The sequence below is a fragment of the Streptomyces sp. NPDC059900 genome (genome assembly GCF_050270335.1).
GTDB lineage: Bacteria > Actinomycetota > Actinomycetes > Streptomycetales > Streptomycetaceae > Streptomyces.
In genome coordinates, this window is the sequence record NZ_JBNNJZ010001164.1 from 1 (window position 1) to 1082 (window position 1082).

Sequence of the window (1082 nt, forward strand, 5' to 3'; positions counted from 1 at the left end):
GCCTAGTGGAAGCTGACGTTCTGGGCCAGGGCGAGGCGGCCCGAGTAGTTGATGGTGTTGGTCGCGGAGCGCATGTACGCGCGCCAGGCGTCCGAGCCGGACTCGCGGCCGCCGCCGGTCTCCTTCTCGCCGCCGAACGCCCCGCCGATCTCGGCGCCTGACGTGCCGATGTTGACGTTGGCGATGCCGCAGTCGGAGCCCTCGGAGGACAGGAAGAGCTCGGCCTCCTGCTGGTCGCGGGTGAAGATGCTGGAGGACAGGCCCTGGGGGACGTCGTTGTGCAGCGCGATGGCCTCCTCCAGGGTGGCGTAGCCAAGGACGTAGAGGATGGGGGCGAAGGTCTCCCGGCGTACGACGTCGCTCTGCTCGCCGACGCGGACGAGGGCCGGCTCGGCATACGCGGCCTGCGGTGCCGCGTCCGCCAGGCGCCGGTTGCCCCCGGCGAGGATCTTGCCGCCCTGTGCCTGGACGCTGGTCAGCGCGGACTGCATGCCATCGAGGGCGGCGGGCGAGATGAGCGGGCCGACCAGGGTGTTCTCGTCGAACGGGTCGCCGACGGGGAGCTTGGTGTAGGCGGCGGTCAGACGCGCGATGAGCGTGTCGGCGATGTCGCGGTGGACGATCAGGCGGCGCAGCGTGGTGCAGCGCTGTCCCGCCGTGCCTGCGGCGGCGAAGACGATGCCCTGCACCGCGAGGTCGAGGTCGGCCGACGGCGTGACGACCGCGGCGTTGTTGCCGCCGAGTTCGAGCAGGCTGCGCCCGAAGCGGGCCGCCACGCGCGGGCCGACCTCGCGGCCCATGCGGGTGGAGCCGGTGGCGCTGACGAGCGCGACGCGCGGGTCGTCGACGAGCAGTTCGCCCACGGTGCGGTCACCGAGCAGGAGCCGGTGCACGTCGCGCGGGGCGCCGACATCCTCTGCGGCCCGGGCAAGAAGCCGGTCGCAGGCCAGCGAGATCAGCGGGGTCAGCTCGGACGGCTTCCACACCACGGTGTCGCCGCAGGCCAGCGCCACCGCGGTGTTCCATGACCAGACCGCGGCGGGGAAGTTGAACGCGGAGATCACCCCGACCACGCCCAGCGG

The 1082-nt window shown here is 72.6% G+C and carries 1 protein-coding gene; it reads right to left on the reverse strand.

The genetic code is table 11. From position 1 onward, the window contains the following. Window positions 1-2 precede the first annotated feature (2 nt). Window positions 3-1082: aldehyde dehydrogenase family protein (locus tag ACQKIP_RS48075; RefSeq protein ID WP_427745944.1), on the reverse strand; the 1080-nt coding region annotated here is incomplete at its 5' end.